We start from the raw sequence: 15898 nt of genomic DNA on the forward strand, positions 1-15898 counted from the left end.
CCCTAGCGGAAGATGGCCATCGCCTGGACCTCCAGGACCCCTTCGTCCGGGTTCCATTCCTGGACCTTGCCCAGGCAGCGGGCCGAGAAGGTGCCCCGGGGGACCTGGTTGCGCAGGCCCTCCGTGGCGCAGGTGACCCGGACCCGGGGGCCACGGGACGGGTCGGCCGGGTCACCGTACGGGGCCAGGAACACGGTGGATCCGGCCCGCTCCGGGCCGTCTCCGGCCGTACGGAACCGGCCCCGGATCAGCACGAAGCCCTCGATGTCGCGCAGCCGGACGGAGCCCTGCGCGCCGGAGGCCGTCCGCAGCAGCGCCGGGCTGCGGGTGACGGACTCGCTCGGGAGGTCGACGTGCACGATGACGCGCTTCTCCTCCAGCACCTTCATGATCAGGCCGATCACCGAGATCGGCTCCGCGACCTCCAGATAGCGGCTGACGATCTCGGTGTTCTCCTTGCGGCCGCCGTCCGCGCCGACGCCGAACACCTTCGCGCGGACGGTGCCGTCCTTGCTGTCGCTGGTGCGCTGTTCGACCTCCTTGCGCAGGGCCGCCGTGTACCCGCGCATCTGGTAGTGGTCCATGACCGTCTTGTCGTGCAGGTAGAAGCAGATGCCGTCGGTGATGTCCTGGGCGGCGGCCCGCCGGGCGCGGACCAGCCGCAGCACGGCCACCGCCAGGAGCGCCACGAGGCCCGCCCCGGTGACGGCCCACAGCAGCATCCAGGGCCACCACACGGCCCACCACGCTTCACTCGTGACACCCACGGATCTCCTTGAAGGCATTGAGAAGGGACTGCCCGGTGGCATCGGCCATGTGCCCGCCGGTGGCCCTGGCGGCCCGGTCGAGCTCCCTCGGGTCGGCCTCGCCGTACCGGACGGTGTAGGTGCGGACCGCGCGGGCGGCCGGCGGCAGGGCCGCGTACCGGGCGAGGAACGCGTCCAGGCTCATCCCGGCGTTGTTCTCCCCGTCCGTCATGAGCACGATGGACACCCGCTGCCCGGAGTCCTTCGCCACCGCGTCGGCCGCCGTCCGGTAGCCGTGGTCGAGTGCTGACCACACGGCGGTGCTCGCGTCGAAGCCGTCGTCGGGGAGCATGCCGCGCAGCCGCTCCAGGTCCGGCGCCCCCTCGTACGTCACGCTCTGCTCGTCCAGGACGCCGCCGCCGAAGCGCACCACCGTGAGGGTCTCGCCCTGGTGGAAGCGGGCGAACTTGCCGGAAGGGGAGCCGTCCGCGCCGCTCAGCCCGTCCATCGTGGCGCGGAGGTTCGCGATCCGCTCGCCGCGCATGGACCCGGAGTAGTCGAGCAGGAAGATCACCTGCGCCGGACGGCCGCCGCGCGCGTCGGCGTAGTCGGCCAGCAGCCGGTCGAGAACCGCCTGGCTGTCCGGGAAGTACAGGGCGTTGCCGAGCGGGGTGCGCAGGCTGGGCACGCGGGTGAGGCCGGGGTCGACCGGCCGGCGCAGCGTACGCTCCATGATCTTCCGCTGTACCGGCTCGCTCCGGAGCCAGGCCGTCAGCCGGTCGTAGGCGGCCCGTTTGGCCGGATCGAGCAGCATCAGCGGATAGTCGGACAGCACGATGCCGTCCTTCGGGTAGACGATCTCCAGGGGAACGCGCAGGGTGCCCGCCCGGTTGAGGGTGAGCAGCTCGGACTCGTAGGTGATCAGCCCGTCGAGGCCGTCCTCGCCCCGTGCGTACGCGTCGGTGAGGCGGCCGGAGGAGTCGTCGGTCAGCGCGTGCCCGGCGAAGAAGCCGCGCAACCGGTCGCAGGAGACGTCCTCGGGGCGCAGCGCGCCGCCGGTACCCGCGGCGGCGGTCGCGACGCCCACCAGCGCGGCGAGCCCGCTGTTCGAACTGCGGGGGTCGGCCATGGCGTACTTCAGCGTGCCGGCCGCCGCCGCGTCCGCCAGGTCCGCCCATGACAGCTGCCCGTCGGGGGCCGCCCGCCGCAGCCGCTCGGCCGCCTCGGGCTTCAGGCCGACGACGACGGGGGAGCGCATGATGCTCGTCGACAGCGGACCGTCCGCCTGGCGTCCGCCCTCCTTCAGCTTGAGCTGGAAGGGGCGGGAGGAGGAGAGCCAGGCGAGGTCGTGCCGGTAGTCGCCGGTGACCAGGGAGGCGGTGGCCTCGACGGTGCCCTGGTACTCCATCGTCAGCGTGATGCCGGTGTCACGGCGCAGATCATCGAACAGTGGCTGCATGTCGGCGAGTTCGGAGCTGGCGAGCACCCGCAGGGTCACCGGCTCGTCCTCGTCCCCGGAGCAGGCGGTGAGCGTGGCCAGTACGCACAGGCAGGCCAGGGCGAGCGAGGCCAGCGTCCTGCGACGGAGCCGGCCGGGCGAGCCAGGGGCCGTCACGGCGCCCCCTCCGGGAGCTGGGCGGGCGGGCAGTCGCCGATGACGGAGATCATCTGCTCCAGATGGCGGATGCGGGGCATGGGCGAGCGCGTGTCGTCACCGCTCAGGGCGGGAATCGGGACGTTCCGCTCGGTCAGGAACCGCGACAGCTGGTCGCCGGCCACCTCGCCCGCCGGGTCCAGGATGCGGAAGCCCAGCTCCATCGCACGCCGGCGCAACTCCGGGTCCTCGGTGACGAGTTCGCCGAGCCGCTCGCCCTGGGTGTTCAGCGCGATGAACTGGGGCTGGGTGACGAACTGGCTGGAGGGGTAGAGCAGTACCCGCTCCGAGTCGAGCCGACCGGACTCGGCGCGGTTGCGGACCTGATAGGTGAGGTACTGGTGCTCGTACGCCACGACCACCGGGGCGATGCCCTTGCCCTCCGGCGAGATGTATGTCTTGAACACGTCGGCGGCGGGCAGGCCCTGCTCCATGAGGTGCTTGACGGACTGCGCGCGGCTGCTCGCCTCCTCCGTGGTGGTGGGAACGTCGGGGCCGTTGCCGCGCCAGGTGAAGGAGACCAGTGCCAGATAGGTCCCGGCCGAGTTGGAGGTGCACACGTCGGGGCTCTGGGCGACGATCCGGTTGGCGTTGGAGATCCCGTGCCGGCCGATGCCGAGGTCGTTCCAGCGCTGTCCCTTGTCGATGCTTTCCAGGAACTTCTGCATGTCCAGCGAGTAGTAGAGCGGCTGGTCCGCGCCCCCGGCGGGCAGCGGTCTGGCGATGCCCGCGTCACGCAGGGTCTCGGCGTACTCCCGGTAGGTCGCGAGCACGATGGGGCTCACGAACGGGCGGCGCACCTTGGCGTACTGCCCGGCCGCGGAGCGCACGCCTGTGATCAGATCGCCGGCCGGCTGACCTGAGGGGAAGACGAAGTCGAAGGCGCCGAGGTCGCGCAGGGCGACCTCGCGCGAGCCCGTGCTGGTGATGTGGACCTGGACGCGGTGCTTCAGCAGGATCCGCTGGACCTCCTCGTCCTCGAAGAAGTCCCGCTTGGAGGCCATCTTGCCCTCGAGGACGATCACGCTCTCGAAGGGCAGCAGCAGATTGCCCGACACGGCCAGTGTGGCGAACCCCGTCAGCACCGTGGCCAGCGCGGGCAGGAACAAGAGCAGCATCCGCCGCGACCACGAGCCGGACGGCCGGCGCCGCACGGCCAGGCGAGGCTCCTCGACGACAGGTCTCTCCCCGACAGTCACCCATGCCCCCCAGCACGTCCCCGTCACCCTCGAGCGGCATCATCCACCGCCCGGTTGGCCATTCACGCACAGTTCCGCCAATCCCGCGTTAACAACTGCGTTGAAAACGCGGAGAGTTGGCTCACCGACCGGCGTCTTCCGGCCATCCGTAACCGGTGCGCGGATCAGGAGGCGCGGCGCCCATCGCCAAGAGATCCTTGTCGGCGGCGCGCATCAGCTGGCCGGCGAGGTCGCGCATCGCCCGGCTCGCGGCGAGCTCGTCACCGATCGCGGGAACCTCCAGGTCCTGCGGATTGCAGCGCGCCGCACCGCGGCCGACCATCGTCGACTTGCCGTTGTCGAGGACCGCCCGCGCCTTGGTCGTACCGCCGTCCTCGATCAGGTAGACGCCCACCTTCCATTCCTCGGCGTGTGTCATGACATGCCTCCTCACACCCCGGCACTGCCCCTGTCTCCAGGATGCATCCGCGGGCGGGGTACGGGCCACCGCTCTACTCGGCGATCTCCGTCCGCTCCCACCACTCGTACACGGGCAGCCGCCCCTCCGGGCCGTCCTGGTGCCGCGACGTGGGCTTGAAATGCTCGTATCCGCCGAGGTGCGGGATCTTCAGGTCTTCTCCGGGGGCCGGGGCCGCGACGATCCGCTCGCGCAGGTCGTCCGGGCCGCCCACGAGTACCGCGCTGTCTGCCATGCCTCCAGTCTTCCGACCCCTGGGACCGTTCGCACGTCGAACCCGGAGGGCTCAGTGCGCGCCGTCCCGCGGCACCGGGACCGCCCGGGAGCCGAACAGGACGTCGCTGTGCGCGGAGCGCGCCTTGACCGGCGCCGGGGCCGGTGCCGGCGCTGCCGGGCCCGGGGCGTTCACCGGGTCCGGGTAGAGCCGGGCGTGGCACCGGCGGGCCTCGGCGTCTGCGTCGGCCCGGGACACCAGGACGTGCTCGGCCCGGCCGTCCGCGCGCACCGTGGTGATCAGGCACAGGTCGTCGTGCCGCCGCCCGGCGCCGAGCTGGTGCGCCGTACCCCGGGCCCCGGCCGGCACCACCAGGTAGGTGCCGCTCGCCGAGTCGAATTCCGTGGTCCGCAGGCCCTCCGCCAGCAGCCCGCGCGCCGCCGCCCGGCGCTCCGGCCCGGACCGGAACCGCCAGACGTCGCTGCCCTTGTGCGCGACCACCGCGGCCGCCTCGGGGCCCTGGCCCACCACGGTCCCGCCCCCGCCCGAGCCGGTCCACGGGAAGGGGCGGCAGTGCAGCCGCACGTCCCCGCGCTCCGCCCAGTCCACGGCACTCTCGTGGACGACCTTGGCGCCGTGGCGCGACATCCGCCGCACGCCCTCGTAACTGATCTCGGGGAGCGTCCGCGCGGCCGGCACCAGATAGGGGTCCGCGGTGCAGACTCCGGGCACGTCGGAGAAGAGCACGCAGGTACCGGCGCCCAGCGCCGCGGCCATCGCCGCCGCCGAGAGGTCGGAGCTGTTGCGGCCCAGCATGACGGTCCCGCCGGCCGAGTCGACCGCCTGACCGCCCGGTACGACCAGGACCGGGCAGTCCTCCAGACCCGACAGCAGCACCGCGGGATCGGCCCGGATCAGCCTCGCCCGGTCGGCGGGCCCCTCGCCCAGCAGCCCGGTGCCGGCCGCGGACAGCGCCAGCGCGGGCACGCCCGCGGCGTCGAGGGCGGCCGCCAGCAGGGCGACGCTCACCGTCTCGCCACTGGTCAGCAGCATGGCGGCGACCTGTGCGGGCGGGTCGTCGGCCAGGACGTCGAGGGTCTGCTGGAGCCTGCCCGTGGTGCCGGACATCGCACTCACCACCACGACCACCGGGCGCTTCTCGTCGGCGATCCGACGGGCCGTGTACCGGGCGACCCGCGTGTAGCCGTCCAGCTCCGCGAACGCGGATCCGCCGAACTTCATCACCAGCGGACGCGGGTCCGGCCCGGCCTGCCCGGCGGCGCCGGTCAACCCAACCACCCGTTCTTCGTGGCGAGTTCCACGATCTGCAGGGCGTTGAGCGCCGCCCCGACCCACAGGTTGTCGGCGACGACCCACACCGCCGCGGCCCGCGGGTCCTCCGGCTCGACCCGGATGCGGCCGACGTGGACCAGCGCCCGGTCCTCGGGCCGGGCGAAGACGGAGCGGGGCATCGGGTACGAGGGGCTGTCCGACCGGGAGTAGACCCGGAGCCCCGGGGTGGCCGCCAGCGCCTTCTCTACGGCCGCGGTGGTGACCGGCTCGCGCAGTCTGACGTGCACCGCCTCGGAGTGGCAGTGGAACACCGGCACCCGCACCGCCGTCGCGCTCACCCGCAGCTCGGGCAGGCCGAGTATCTTGCGCGGTTCGCGGACGAGTTTGCGTTCCTCGTGGGTGAGCCCGGAGTCGTCCTGGAGACCGATCTCGGGCACGAGGCTGAAGGGCAGCGGCTGCCCGAACCGCCCGCCCGGCCCGTCCTGCGCCCCGGGGTCGTCCAGTACCCTCCTGGATCCCTCGGCCAGTTCCTCCAGCCCCCGCAGACCGCCGCCCGACGCCGCCTGGTAGGTCGCCACCACCACGCTTTCCAGCGTGGCGAGTTCGTGCAACGGCTGCAGGGCGCGCACCAGCTGGATGGTCGAGCAGTTCGGATTCGCCACGAGGCCGGAGTCCGGCCGGACGGCGAGCGCGCCCGGGTTGACCTGCGGTACGACGAGCGGGACGTCCGGTCGCATCCGGAACGCGGAACTGTTGTCGACGATCAGCACGCCGGCCGCGGCCAGCCGCTCCGCCTCCCGGTTGCTGACGTCCACACCCGCGCAGAAGACGGCGACGTCCAGACCCCGGGGATCGAGATCCTCGACGGTCACCAGCGGGGCCATGGGCAGGGACAGCGCGAGTTCGGCGCCCAGGTCCCGGCCCACGCTGCGCGCCGAGCCGACCGGTACCACCCGCTCCACCGGCACGATCCCGCTGTCGAGCAGGGCCAGGCACTCCCTGCCCACAGCGCCGGTGGCGCCGATTATCGCGATGCGCAGCATTCCCGTCCTCCTGTTGTGTCCGTCAGGTGAGAGAACCCCGGAAAGCGCGCCGGTAGGCGTTCGGGGTGGTGTTCAGCGAGCGCACGAACTGGTGGCGCAGGGCGGCCGCGTTGGGGAATCCCGTACGGGCGGCCACCGCCTCCATCGTCTCGTCCGTGTTCTCGAGGAGCCGCTGGGCGCTCAGGACCCGCTGCGCCAGCAGCCAGCGGTACGGGGTGGTGCCGGTCTCCATGCGGAAGCGGCGGGCGAAGGTGCGCGGCGACATGCACGCCAGGGCCGACAGCTGCTCGACGCTGATCTCCTGGTCCAGGTGTTCCTCGGCCCAGGCCAGCACGTCGCGCACCCCGTCCTCGCGGTACTCCGCCACCGGCCTCTCGATGTACTGGGCCTGGCCGCCGTCCCGGTGCGGGGGTACGACCATGCGCCGGGCGATGGCATTGGCGACATCGCTGCCCTGGAGCTTGCGCACCAGGTGGAGGGCGGCGTCGATCCCCGCCGAGGTGCCGGCCGAGGTGAAGACCGGATCCTCGTCGACGTACAGCACCCCCGGCTCGACCTCCGCCTTCGGATACCGCTCGGCGAGCGCGGCGGCGTACCGCCAGTGCGTGGTGCAGCGCCGCCCGTCGAGCAGCCCGGCCGCGCCCAGGACGAAGGCCCCGACACAGACGCTGAGCACCCGGGCACCGCGCGCCACCGCCTGGCGCAGGGCTTCAAGGAGATCCGGCGGGAAGTCCCTGGTGTGGAAGTCGTCCCCGACCGGGATGGCGATGAGATCGGCGTCCGCGAGCCGGTCGAGACCGTACGGCGTGCTGATGGTGAATCCGGGGACCGCGCGCACGGATGAGGATTCCGCGGCGACGAGCGCGAAGTCGTAGGCGGGCAGCCCCTCCTCCTGGCGGTCGATCCCGAACACTTCGCATACGACGCCCAGCTCGAACGGGTGGACGTTGTCGAGTAGCACTGCGGCTACGTTCTTCAGCATGGGATCCAATGTGGCAGGGATTCGTGGTGTTCTGACAGTCCCACCACTGTCAGGTGGCCAAAAGCTCCCGCACACTGACGGCATGGATCCGGCAGTGTTCCGGAGTTGTTCACCTGGGTCCGGGGAGGGGGCTGCCGCACTGAATCACTCGCCGATGGAGACGATACCGCCGCGTATTCCCATGACGACGGCCTGTGTGCGATCGGAAGCGCCGACCTTCGAAAAGACGGCGGATAAATGATTCCGCACCGTCTTCTCCGATATCCCGAGCGAGCTGGCCACCCGCCGGTTCGACTTCCCCTGGGACACGAGGACCAGGATCTCGCGCTCGCGCGCCGTCAGGAGGGAGAGCGGCTCCCGGGACGTCGGATCCGTGGGGAGAGGGGTCGGGTCAGGGCAGGCCTGCTGTTCGTCGCCGGTGTCCGTACGCAAGTCCTCGATCATCTGTTCCTGGGCTTCCAGTGCGTCCTGCACCTCACCGAGGGCCTTGTGCATCCTGTCGACCGCCTCGGCGAGAGCCGTAACGGGCTGCGGTGGCGCACCGCAGAATTCACAGCACCTCTTGCCACTCAACTCGACGACTCGCCTCTGCACAACACGTGCCATCAGGTGCACTCCCTTAATGCAGATGTGAAAACCGAACCGCTCTTTTCGGTGAGGTCCAAAATCTCGATTTACGCAGGAGCCTGGGTGTGTATGGCCACCGTCTTGCACCTCGTGTATTCACGCAGCGCCTCCAGCCCCTTCTCCACGCCTATGCCCGAGCGCTTGTATCCCCCGAAGGGAAGCTCCACGCCACCGGCCGCGCTGTAGTTGTTCACGAACACCTGCCCCACCCGAAGCCGCTGGGCGAGCCAGTGGGCGGTGGTCACGTCGGACGTCCAGACACCGGCGGCCAGCCCGTAGGTGGTGTGCTCCGCGAGCTCGACCGCTTCGTCCAGCGCGTCGAACACCGATACGCACAGGACCGGGCCGAAGATCTCCTCGTTGAACACCCGGTGCTCCGGTGTCACGTGGTCCAGGATCGTGGGTTCCACGTAGAACCCCCCGGCGTAGGCCTCGCCCTCGGGCACCGCGCCGCCGGCGCGGACCACGCCGTCCCTGCCGCCCTCGGCCAGGTAGCCGAGCACCTGGTCGCGCTGCTTCGCGGAGATGAGCGGTCCCATGTCGGGATCGCTGATCCCCGGGCCGATGCGCAGGGCGCGGAACGCGTCCGCGAGGGCCGCCACCAGCTCCTCGTGTACGGAGCGGTGGACGAGCAGCCGGCTTCCGGCCGAACAGTTCTGCCCCGCGTGCTCGGTGATCGAGTCGACGATCAGCGGCACCGCTCGCCTGGCGTCGAAGTCGGGGAGGACGATGTGCGGTGACTTGCCGCCGAGCTCCAGGGTGACCGGCACGATGTTCCTCGCGGCCGCGCACATGACGGCCTCGCCGATCTCGCGCGAACCGGTGAAGGCCAGGCGGTCCACGTCGGGATGCGCGGCCAGTGCCGCTCCTGCCTCCTCTCCGTAGCCCGGCACCACGTTCAGCGCGCCCGCCGGGAGTCCTGCTTCCAGAACAATCTCCGCCAGGCGGAGCGAGGTCAACGGCGCGTCCTCGGCCGGCTTGAGCACAGAGCAGTTTCCGGCCGCCAGGGCGGGTGCGACGGTCCGGGCGGCGATTTGCAGGGGGTAGTTCCACGGGATGATGTGCCCGCACACCCCGTACGGCTCCCGCAGGGTGAAGGCGAACCGGTCCGCCTGATGCAGGATCGTTTCACCACCCAGCGCCTCCACGGCACTGGCATAGAAGTCGAAGTAGCGTGCGGCGACGTCGGCGTCGACCAGCGACTGGCTGAGCGGCTTGCCGGTGTCGAGGGTCTCCAGCCTGGCCAGTTCCGGGCGTTCGGCGCGGATCGCCGCGGCGATCCGGCGGCAGACCCCGGACCGCTCCGCCACCGTGGCGAACCGCCAGGCCGACTCGTACGTGGACCGGGCCGCCTCCACGGCCTGGGCGACCTCGGCCTCGCCGCAGCGGGCCACTCGCGCGAACGGGCGGCCGTTCGACGGATCGAGGACGTCGATCCATCCCACCGCGGGAACCTTCTTTCCCGCGATGACGGCCGTGTACTCAGGTAAGTCTGCTTCGCTCACGGGGGCATCAAGCTCCTTGCGTGGGGGACCGCAACACTCGTCGTCAGCCGGTCATCGAACCGCCGAGAATTCTCGTCAGATCACGAGAGGCGACGTCGCGGGGGCAGCACACCAGCAGGCGCTGCTGTTTGAGCGCACCATCGACAAGTGCAGGGAGATCCTTGCCGGAATAACCGAACGACGCAAGGCCGCCTGGACCGCCGGTATCCGCAACCAGCCGCTGCAAAGTGGCCGGAAGTACATCCGCTCCATGTGCCGTCGACACGCCGCCCAGATTCGCACCGAGCAACTCGGCCGCACGCAAGTGGCGCTCAGGTGATGTCGGATAGGTGAATTCGAATGCCGCCGGGGCCGTGGAGACGACCGCGGCGCCGTGCGGCACCATCGCGTGATCGACCGTATATCCTTCCGGCCGGTAGTCCCGGACCATTCCGGCTATCGGATAGGCGCACGCGTGCGGAATATGGGTTCCGGCGTTGCCGAAGCCCATTCCGGCATAGCTCGCCGCCTGGCTCATTCCGATCCGGGCCTCCAGGTCGTCCGGGTTGAGCACGGCCCGCCTGAGGTAGCGGCCGACCAGTCTCAGCGCCTGCTCCACCCACACGTCACTGATCGGGTTGGCGCCGACGTACAGCGGCCGGTCCGCGGGAGTGGGGTAGGGGGGACGCCGGTCGTAGGGGCGGGCCGTATACGACTCGCAGGCGTGCGTCAGCACGTCGTACCCCGAGGACGCGGTGACCGCAGGCGGCAGGGTGAGGGTGTTGGCGGGGTCGATCAGCGCCAGGGACGGCAGCAGCCGCAGATCGCTGATCCCCGTCTTCACGTTCAGGCCGGAGACGCCGAGGGCGACCATGGCGGTGCACTCGCTGCCGCTCCCGGCCGTGGTGGGCACCGCCACCAGCGGCTTCAGAGGGCCGGGGATCCTGGTGCCGGCGCCTATCGGCGGGTTCAGGTAGTCGCGTACCGACCGGCCGGGGTAGGTGAGCAACAGGTTCAGCATCTTGGCGGTGTCGATCGAGCTGCCGCCGCCGAGGCCGACGTAGCCGTCCACCCGCAGGGACGCCAGTTCGCGGGCGGCCTGGGTGCAGCTCTCGTCGGTCGGCTCCACCTGGGCACGGTCGAAGACCGTGACCGCGATTCCCTCCTGCTCGATGAGCTTGGCGACCCGGGCCGGCAGGCCGAGGCCGGCCAGCACGCGGTCGGTCACCAGCAGGACCGACCGGACGCCGGCCCTGCGCAGTTCGTATCCGATTTCCCGGGTGGCGCCGACACCGAATTTCAGCGGTGGAGCCTGCCAGCCGATGATCCTCTCGTGCTCTGGGGAACTCTCGCCGACCCACGCAACCGGCTCCACCGTCTGCCCTCGCCCTCTTAGCTGACCGGCAACATTACGTTGCATATTCACGACGAATTTGATCAGGTGAGGGCCACATTAGTCGGGTGAATTAAGCCTCACCATAGGACTCTCGTCCCATACGGGAAGGGGCGGGGTGTCCGAATTCCCACCCCGCCCCTTCCCGTTCCCCTCCCCGCCCCGTCCCGCCTCGCCGTGCTGTCAGGCGGGTTCCACGGTCAGCCGTGCCTCGATTTCCTTGACACGGACCGTGTCGGCGTCAACGGATTCCTGGCTCGGGCCGCCGAGGATGACCCAGCCCAGGCTGGTGAACAGGTCCTCCGTGCACGGCACCTGCTCGCCGTTGCGGTAGGGCAGGCCCAGCCGCTGGAAGGTGGGCAGTTCCCGGACCGCGTCCAGTGCCTCGGCGTTGCGCAGGATTCCCTCACGCGGGCTGGACAGCCACACCACGCGCACCGGCTGCACGATCTCGTACCCGGGGGTGAACGTACCGTCGAGGTGGTGGCGGACCGTGCGGTCGATCTGGCAGTCCCCGGTGGCCAGTCGCGCCGAATACTGCAGACAGCTTCCGGCCAGCCGCGCGGCCGTCTCGATCAGCCGCGGGCCGTCGGCCGTGAGCATGACCTCCGTGTGGGTGCAGCCGGTACGGATTCCGACCGCCTGGGCCACCTCACGGGTGTACTCGCCCAGCATCGTCGCGATGGGGTCCTGCGGGGCCAGGTAGTCGACCGCGTCGTAGATCCCGATCCTGTCGTTCTTCGCCGACTTGCTGTAGCGGCTGACCGAGACCAGCCCGAACTTCCCGTCGACCGAGTAGGTGTCGACGATGTACTCCGTCCCCTCGGCGAACTCCTGTACCAGGACGGTGTCGTTGCGGATGTCGAAGCGGTTGACCGAGCCCAGGAGGCGGTTGAAGTAGGGCCGCCAGTCCTCCCGCGCGCCGACCTTGTGCACGTCGTCCGTGCCCCCGCTGCGGCGGGGCTTGAGCACCAGCGGCCGGCCCTCGAGGCCGTTGTCCCGGATCCACGCGGCGACCTCCTCGGGATCGGCGGTGGCGATCTGGCGCAGGTGCGGGATGCCGGCGGCCGCGACCGCCTGGCCCATGGGCCATTTGTCCCGGCGGGCTTCGGACAGTTCGAACACGTTGCCCGTGCCCGGCATCAGTTCCTCGATCAGCGCGTCGACCAGCATGACCGCGGACTCGTTGCCCGGGATGATGGCGACCGGGTCGTAACCCTTCACCGTCCGGATGAGCTCGGCCAAGTCCCCGTCGTGGTGGTGCGTACGGAAGAAGGCGTCCGGATTCCACGTACGCCGGTACGAGTTGAGCGGGCCCGGCGTGCTCAGCACGGCCACCGGTTCGATGTCTCGCTCCCGGAAGGCGTTCGCATACTCGGCCGCGCCGGAGTAGGGGTCGACGAGAATCGCGTAGCGGGGCATTTCTTTCCTCCTGAGTAGTGCGTGGGCGCTGCCTGCCTCACTTGCCGACGGTGGCCTCCGCGCCGGTGCCGAGGCCTTCGCCGGACCCCGCGCCGCCGTCCGGCTCCGTTCGCGGCGGCTTGCGGTCGGCGGCGCCCGTGGGGCGCACACCCAGCCATGCGGCGCCCACCGCGAGCAGCCCGACGGCTCCGCAGCCGAGCCACAGGCCGTCCCCGAACCTGTTCCAGAGCATGACGCCGAGGAACGGGCCCACCGCGGTGCCGAGTCCGTACAGCGAGTTCGACGCGCCCAGGTAGCGGCCGCGCAGCTCGGGCGGTCCGGCCTGCGCCGGATAGGCGAAGAAGAGGGTCGGATAGCCCACGATCTCGCCGAGCGACCAGACGAGGGTCGCGATCACCAGCGCGGCGATTCCCCAGGGCAGTGCGTACAGGCTCATCCCGATGCCGGTCAGGGCCACACCGGCGATCACCGCGATCCTGGCCGGCCAGCGCTGCACCACCTTGGCGACCAGCAGCTCGCAGGTGATGACGAGGGCGCCGTTGAGCGCGACCATCGCCGCGTACACGCCGGTGCCCAGGCCGAGGTGCTTGACCGTCAGCGGAAGGGTCGAAACGTACTGGATGTAGATCACCGAGCTCGCGAACATCGCCAGCAGGAACAGCAGGTAGCGGCCGTCCGCCAGCACCGCGAGATAGCTCGGCTTGCGGCCTGTCGCGACCCCGGATTCCGAGGCGTCCGCCGCCCCCTTCTCCCCGGTCGCGGACACCTGGCCGTGGGGCAGGGTCACCCCGGCCACCGTCGCGAAGACCAGGATCGCCAAGGCCTCGCCCCAGAAGAGGAAGTCCCACGACACCTGGACCAGGGCCGCGCCCAGCAGCGGGGCCGCCGTCGTGCCGAGGTTGATCGCCAGCCGGACCATGGCGAAGATCATGACCTGGCGTTCGGCGGGGATGAGCTGGCTGATCATGCTCGTGGAGGCGGGACGGTACGCCTGGCTCAGGGCTCCGCCGACTCCGATGACCGTCAGGATCGCCGCGTAGTTGTCCAGGTAGAGGACCGCGGGGAACAGCAGTGCCGAGCTCACCAGCGTCGACATGATGGTCAGCCGCGGACCGATCCGGTCGGACATCCAGCCGCCGGTCAGCACCCCCAGCACGGTCCCCGCGCCGTAGACGCCGAGTGCGATGCCGGCCTGGGCGTCGGTGAACCCGCGCTGCGTCATGTACAGCACCATGAAGACCTGGATGAAACCGCCGAGTCTGTTCACCGCGGTGCCGACGAGCAGGGACTTCACGGCTGTCGGTGACTCCCGCCAGACCGTCTTGACGCCGACGTGGACGGGCTCCGGCTCCGTCTCGTTCACTGCAGAGGGGGAATCGCTGCTTGCCATGGGATTACTCTGCGACGCTGCAGGCCAGGGCGACAGTGGCCAGACTGACGTCCGTCCACGATTTCCTGCCACGCGCGGTCATCCGGCGTCTCCCGGCTTCGCGTCCGCGAGCCCGGCGAGGGCCTGACCGAAGACCTCGCGTGCCCGCCGGCTGATCCGCTCGCGCCACGTCGCGTCGTCCGCCGGGCAGAACGCCGCGCGGATCAGCTGCTTGAGTTCGGAGCCGACCGCTTCGGCCGGCGAGCTGTGCCGGTGCAGCCAGGCATCCGCGCACAGGGCGAGCAGCACCTCGGGGCCCGGCTGCGTGCCGAACTCCAGGGTGATGGCCGTGAGCCGGCTGCCGGGCCCCAGGCCGTCGGCCACCGCGGTCGCGGTATTGCCCACGATGGGCGTGGAGGAGGAGGTGCCCAGCTCCGAGGCGGTGAGCGCGTCCCCGTACCAGCGCCGGGCCCGCTCATGGGCGTGGGCGTCACGGCCGCCGCGGAAGATGGGTTCGCCGACACCGCGCTCACCGAGCCCCGTGTGCAGGTCGATGTAGGCGACGTGCGCGGCGCCGGCGATCTGCTCGGCCACCACCGCCTGGAACACCCGCCGGGACCAGGTGGGCCGCAGCCCGCCGTAGAACAGGCCGTCGGCGTGCCGGTACTGGCCCCGGGTGACGGCCTCCTGCAGGGTCTGCGGACCGAGCCGCTCGCGCAGCACGGTCAGGTCCGCCACCAGCTCATGCGGGGAGAAGGCGGGGGAGTCCGGCGGCACCAGCGTCGCGTGGACGGCGTCGTACGCGTCGTTGTGCGGCGGGGCCCCGTGGTCGACGAAGTTCCGGTTGAGGTCGACGTTGTCCTCGTTCACGCGCCGCAGGTACGCGAAACCGTACGGATTGAGGGCGTGTACGAGCAGCACACCGGTCCTCGGCCCGGCCTCCCTGGCCACCCCCTCCCGCAGCAGGATCCCGGTCTGGCACGCCGAGCCGCAGAAGCCCTCGATGCCGTGCGTTCCGGAGACCGTCACCAGCAGCTTCTCCGGATCGGGCGGTCCCACGTAGGCGGTGTCGACGCAGAGTTCACCGCCGTCGGGCCCGCGGTGCCCCGGCAGCGCGTACGTCCTGCGCCGCGCGCCCGCTGCTTCGGCCGCACGCAGGAAGTCTCTGCGGGCCTGCGAGTAGTCGGAGGGAAAGACGACGTCTGCCATGGCTGTCTCGCGTTCCTGGAGTTCCGGGGGGGGGCTCAGCCGCGCCCGGAGGGCAGCGGCACACCCAGGGCCGTGAGGATCGAGTGCGCCCCGTCCTGCGTGGGGACGTGCAGCATGCACAGCACCCGGTCGCCCGGCGCCGCGTGCTGCTCGAAGTAGGCGTTCGCCTCGGGAACGTAGCTGGTGGGCCGCTCCCGGTAGAGGTCGAGCGGACGGCCGATGCCCGGGAAGACGCCTCGGGCCGCGTCGAAGGCGGCGCCGGGCACGAGCGCCTCGGCCACCTCGGCCGCCAGCGCCACCTGGCTGTCGTCCTTGCCGGCGAGATCGGGGTACATGCTGATGTCCGGATGCCCGCTGAACGCCGACATCGCGCAGTGCACCACCGGGTTGTACGTCTTGAGCGCGATCACCTCGGGGAACGGGCGGCCGTCGGCCAGCAGCCGGGCGAAGTGGAGGGACCAGCTCTCCCCGAAGACCGGGCCGTTGCGGTACTTGTCACCGACGAACTGGATCATGACGTGCAGGCAGGAGCGCCCCGACGGCAGCTCCGCCCAGTGGGACGTGAGCAGCGAGACGGCAAGATCGCGCTCCCGGTCCACCCCGACGACCACGTAGTCGGCCTCCGTCAGCATGTCGCGGCGGAGCGTGAACAGCTGACGGGTCTGCAGGCCGGGCATCGTCTCCACCAGGCCGTCCACGATCCACTTCTCGGTCTCGGTCGGCAGCTCCCGGCCGGGCGGCAGGGCCATCACCTCGACTCCCTGCCGCCCGTTCGGCCGTGCGGCCCGGTCGTTGTCCGGCACGGA

The 15898-nt window shown here is 70.8% G+C and carries 15 protein-coding genes; all 15 read right to left on the reverse strand.

Going from position 1 to position 15898, the window contains the following annotated elements:
• Nucleotides 1-2 precede the first annotated feature (2 nt).
• Complete coding sequence (locus JIW86_RS33340; protein WP_257557602.1) at nt 3-767, reverse strand: hypothetical protein; 765 nt, start codon at nt 765-767, stop codon at nt 3-5.
• A complete protein-coding gene (locus JIW86_RS33345; protein ID WP_257557603.1) occupies nt 751-2361 on the reverse strand; it encodes a VWA domain-containing protein in 1611 nt (536 codons plus the stop codon). Before JIW86_RS33345 ends, JIW86_RS33340 begins: the two co-directional genes overlap by 17 nt.
• Nucleotides 2358-3518 (reverse strand): hypothetical protein, encoded by a 1161-nt coding sequence (locus JIW86_RS33350; RefSeq protein ID WP_257557604.1) that lies wholly within the window; start codon nt 3516-3518, stop codon nt 2358-2360. Before JIW86_RS33350 ends, JIW86_RS33345 begins: the two co-directional genes overlap by 4 nt.
• 202 nt (nt 3519-3720) lie before the next feature.
• Nucleotides 3721-4017 (reverse strand): DUF1876 domain-containing protein, encoded by a 297-nt coding sequence (locus JIW86_RS33355; RefSeq protein ID WP_257557606.1) that lies wholly within the window; start codon nt 4015-4017, stop codon nt 3721-3723.
• A 73-nt stretch (nt 4018-4090) separates the two neighbouring features.
• On the reverse strand, nt 4091-4291 hold the full coding sequence (locus JIW86_RS33360; protein ID WP_215144947.1) for a DUF5988 family protein: 201 nt from the start codon (nt 4289-4291) through the stop codon (nt 4091-4093).
• Nucleotides 4292-4342: 51 nt separating this feature from the next.
• A complete protein-coding gene (locus tag JIW86_RS33365; RefSeq protein WP_257557611.1) occupies nt 4343-5569 on the reverse strand; it encodes a hypothetical protein in 1227 nt (408 codons plus the stop codon).
• A complete protein-coding gene (locus JIW86_RS33370) occupies nt 5557-6606 on the reverse strand; it encodes an aspartate-semialdehyde dehydrogenase (RefSeq protein ID WP_257557617.1) in 1050 nt (349 codons plus the stop codon). Before JIW86_RS33370 ends, JIW86_RS33365 begins: the two co-directional genes overlap by 13 nt.
• 22 nt (nt 6607-6628) lie before the next feature.
• Complete coding sequence (locus JIW86_RS33375) at nt 6629-7588, reverse strand: GlxA family transcriptional regulator (protein ID WP_215144941.1); 960 nt, start codon at nt 7586-7588, stop codon at nt 6629-6631.
• A gap of 144 nt (nt 7589-7732) precedes the next feature.
• Complete coding sequence (locus tag JIW86_RS33380; protein ID WP_257557618.1) at nt 7733-8083, reverse strand: response regulator transcription factor; 351 nt, start codon at nt 8081-8083, stop codon at nt 7733-7735.
• A gap of 179 nt (nt 8084-8262) precedes the next feature.
• A complete protein-coding gene (locus tag JIW86_RS33385) occupies nt 8263-9720 on the reverse strand; it encodes an aldehyde dehydrogenase family protein (RefSeq protein ID WP_257557619.1) in 1458 nt (485 codons plus the stop codon).
• 43 nt (nt 9721-9763) lie between these two features.
• Nucleotides 9764-11119, reverse strand: coding sequence for a hydroxyacid-oxoacid transhydrogenase (locus JIW86_RS33390; RefSeq protein WP_257559529.1), 1356 nt, complete (start codon nt 11117-11119; stop codon nt 9764-9766).
• A 156-nt stretch (nt 11120-11275) separates the two neighbouring features.
• Nucleotides 11276-12514 (reverse strand): ATP-grasp domain-containing protein, encoded by a 1239-nt coding sequence (locus JIW86_RS33395; protein ID WP_215144937.1) that lies wholly within the window; start codon nt 12512-12514, stop codon nt 11276-11278.
• 37 nt (nt 12515-12551) lie between these two features.
• Complete coding sequence (locus JIW86_RS33400; RefSeq protein ID WP_257557622.1) at nt 12552-13904, reverse strand: MFS transporter; 1353 nt, start codon at nt 13902-13904, stop codon at nt 12552-12554.
• A gap of 78 nt (nt 13905-13982) precedes the next feature.
• Entirely contained in the window at nt 13983-15092 is a 1110-nt protein-coding gene (locus JIW86_RS33405; protein ID WP_257557623.1) for a M14 family metallopeptidase, read from the reverse strand.
• A 35-nt stretch (nt 15093-15127) separates the two neighbouring features.
• A complete protein-coding gene (locus JIW86_RS33410; RefSeq protein ID WP_257557624.1) occupies nt 15128-15895 on the reverse strand; it encodes a hypothetical protein in 768 nt (255 codons plus the stop codon).
• Between the last annotated feature and the right edge of the window lie 3 nt (nt 15896-15898).

This window comes from Streptomyces sp. NBC_00162 (assembly GCF_024611995.1).
Lineage (GTDB): Bacteria > Actinomycetota > Actinomycetes > Streptomycetales > Streptomycetaceae > Streptomyces.